Source organism: Streptomyces sp. NPDC058664 (genome assembly GCF_042716635.1).
Lineage (GTDB): Bacteria > Actinomycetota > Actinomycetes > Streptomycetales > Streptomycetaceae > Streptomyces.
Window position 1 is genome coordinate 1 of the sequence record NZ_JBHXRW010000168.1, and the last position, 3,114, is coordinate 3,114.

The 3,114-nt window shown below is 66.3% G+C and carries 3 protein-coding genes; 2 read left to right on the plus strand and 1 reads right to left on the minus strand.

The annotated features are described in order from the left end of the window. Nucleotides 1-96 precede the first annotated feature (96 nt). Both ACFWUY_RS41105 and ACFWUY_RS41110 read left to right on the plus strand, forming a co-directional pair. A complete protein-coding gene (locus ACFWUY_RS41105; protein ID WP_384121990.1) occupies nucleotides 97-534 on the plus strand; it encodes a hypothetical protein in 438 nt (145 codons plus the stop codon). 72 nt (nucleotides 535-606) lie between these two features. Next, entirely contained in the window at nucleotides 607-1,440 is an 834-nt protein-coding gene (locus ACFWUY_RS41110) for a transposase family protein (RefSeq protein WP_384121992.1), read from the plus strand. Nucleotides 1,441-1,553: 113 nt separating this feature from the next. On the opposite strand, the gene ACFWUY_RS41115 is transcribed toward ACFWUY_RS41110, so the two are convergent. Beyond that, entirely contained in the window at nucleotides 1,554-1,892 is a 339-nt protein-coding gene (locus ACFWUY_RS41115) for a hypothetical protein (protein ID WP_384121995.1), read from the minus strand. Nucleotides 1,893-3,114: the final 1,222 nt, after the last annotated feature.

Sequence of the window (3,114 nt, forward strand, 5' to 3'; positions counted from 1 at the left end):
CTGCCCACCACGGCCTGAAGACGGGCCCGGGCCGCAGGCCCACCATGCCCCGACGCACCATCAGCCAGTCACGCACCCAACAACGTGACAACGCCAGTGGAACGGATCACCGCGCGTCGCGCGGAACTGGACGAACTCGAAGAACAGCTGGCCAAACAGCTGGCGGAAGTGCGGGCCGAGCGGGACGAACTCGCCGTCGCCGAACGTGCCCTCGAACGGATGACCGGGCAGCTCGCTGAGGAACGCGCCTCGGCCGCACCCATGCCCGGGCAGGTGGCTGGACGAGCAGTGATGCTGATCCCGCACCGCGAACCGGGCGTGGAGGAGGACTCGCTCCCGTGGGACTACCAGCGCATCATCGCCGCTGTGCGGCAGGCAGCTGGACCGGTCACGGCCCGCGAGGTCGGGGAGGTGGTGGGGGTGGACGTCAGCGTGCGGTCCAAGCTGGAACCGCTACGCAGCAAGCTGGTCAGACTTGTCGATCGCGGCTGGCTCCGCAAATTGCCCGACGGCCGGTTCACCCCCCGCCTGTGACCAGAAACACCGCCACTCCGAGCGGCTCGGAACGGGCGTAACCGGGGTGCCCCCGGCGGCCGTTGGAATTGTGTGACGAATACCAAAGAACGCGCCGAGGATACCTGCCCGCTTGTCTACCAGTGCCGCCTGTCGCTGTCCACGCGCACCGCCAACCACCTCGCCGACCTGCTCAGGCGGCGCCTGAAGGCGATCCGGTCCCGGTGGCGGATCCTGCCGCCGGGGAAGATCGCGGTGATTGTCCTGGCCGTGCTGCGCCACGACCAGCGCCTGGCCGACATGGCCGGCGGCAACAACGTGTCCGAGTCCACCGTCCGCCGCTGGCGCGACGAGCTGATCGGACTGCTGTCCGCTCAGGCACCGCGCCTGGACCGCGCCCTGCGGAAGGTCGCCAAGCAGGGTGGGGAGGTGGTTCTGATCGACGGCACCCTCATCCGCACCAGACGCCGCACCGGCAAGGCCGACCGGCGGAACTACTCCGGCAAGCACCGCAGCCATGGCCTGCACTTTCTCGCCCTGACCGACGAGAAGGGCCGCCTGATCTGGATATCCGCCGCACGGCCCGGCCGCACCCACGACAACACCGCCGCCCGCCACGACCACATCCTGGCCCACCTGCGCGCTGCCGGCCTCGGCGCGTTGGCCGACCTCGGCTTCCGCGGCCTGGACAACGACATCCTCGACCCCGTGATCGTCACCGGTTACACCGCCAGCCGCACTCACAAGCTCACCCCGGGCGAGAAGGAAGCCAACCGCGTCCTCGCCGTCGGACGGGCACCGGTCGAGCACGGCTTCGCCCACCTGAAGAACTGGCGGATCCTCACCAAGCTCCGTACCGATCCCACCCGCGCCACCCGACTTCTGCGTGCTCTGCTCGTCCTGACGAACCTCGAAATCAACCGCTGACGGACGATCTCTTCCGCAGGCTGCCACCCACACCCGTCACGCGGGCCCCTGACCAGAGAACTCGCGTTGACAGAGGGTCGAAAGGTGTGACATGGACGTCTCATGCCTGGAGTTCAGCACTCGTCCACATTGTCGGGGGACAGTTCACCGTCTTCGGTCAGGATCGTAGTGTTGGTATCGATGTACCCGGAGCCACCCTCAAAGTCGATCTTATACGTGTCTCCGTACCCCATCCCGTTCGCGTCCACTTGGCCACGGGTGATGCACTTGACCGTTACTTTTTGGAGCGTGGTGAGCTCGCCAATCGGTTCGCGACCCCGGGGGTCTGCGGCAGGCCAGACAGTCACGTCGTCGTAGTCCTGGACCGTTCCTTCGGTTCCGCAACCGACCAGTGTCACTGCCAAGATCGCGGTTCCTACGGCTGTCGTCACTAAGCGCTTGTTGGAGCCCATGGCCGATCCCCCGTGTGTGTTGCCGTCATTCGCTGCAGGACATCGAACATCCATGCCCGTCTCCCGGCAAGGGTGCCGAACGAGCCATTCCCGTCGTTCGCCCCACCCCACTGAGCCTCATCAAGTTCGTTCAGGTCCGCCTGCTGCGGTGATCCGTTCCGGCAGCTCGGGATCCAGCATGCACTGGATCGTAGAAGGCCCCCCTGGCCACAGCGACAAGAAATCGGCGAACCGACTGCTCCGGCAGACGATCTTCTCCGCAGTCAGCCGCCCACGACCAGCGCGAGCACCCCAAGAATCGATCACACCAGCCCTTTGACCTGCGACTTCAAGTTGACGGAAACTCAGTGCCGGCCATCGCCAGGCGGTGCGCGGCGGTGCGGTGCGCGACATCGTGGTGCGCGCGCGAGAGTGCCGGGCATCGTCGGGAGGCGCACCGGGCGCGGTGCGGAACATCGTGATGCGCCCGGGAGTAGCGTCCATCGTCATCCGGCGCACCAGAAGTGCAACTCACCGCTCCAAAGCACCTCCTCCAACACGCGGCATACGTCCTTGCCGCCGCTCAAGAGGTCGACACCAAGTCCTCGTACTTGGAAGAAGCCCCGGAAAGACACACCGCAGAACACAAGGTGGCCTTCGAGCAGGCACGAGCCGAACTGCGACGCCGATGCGTCAAGATGGTGGCGGCGATCCGCACCTGGCACGAGCGTCCTGGCCCTACCCCATGGGGATAGGCCACTCGCCGGCACTCGGCCCGCCTTTGCCGCGCGCGCTGGAGAGGTGTCCTGAGCGGCGATGCCGCAGGGGTCAGTCTGTGCCGGCGCTGACGTTGAAGCGTTGGAACAGCGCTGGCAGGAATTGCTTTAGGAGTACCCGGGCTGCGGTCGCGTCTTGGAGTTCGTCGTGGCCGAACCGGAAGACCTCGTAGCCTCTGAGCTTCAGGTCTCGGTCGCCGGCTCAGCCGTTTCCACAGTGATGGCGCCTTGGGCGAAGGCTGCGCGCAGTGCCAGTAGGTGGTCGCCTCCTTTCTCCACGTGGATGGGCAACCGGGATGCGCGGCGTGTGGGAGGAGCTCTGTGGCCGGGAGCAGGGATGGCAAACTCCAGGGGCCGCCCTCCGTATACGCATAGCCTGAGAAAGCAACCGAGGATGTCTGACCCGATACCAGGACCTTCGTACCACGCCCATGATTCTTGGGCGCCCCCGCCACAGGGTGTAGTGC

Coding starts and splice junctions, on each gene's coding strand:
- ACFWUY_RS41115 (WP_384121995.1), bottom strand. CDS start 1,892: ATGGGCTCCAACAAGCGCTTAGTGACGACAGCCGTAGGAACCGCGATC.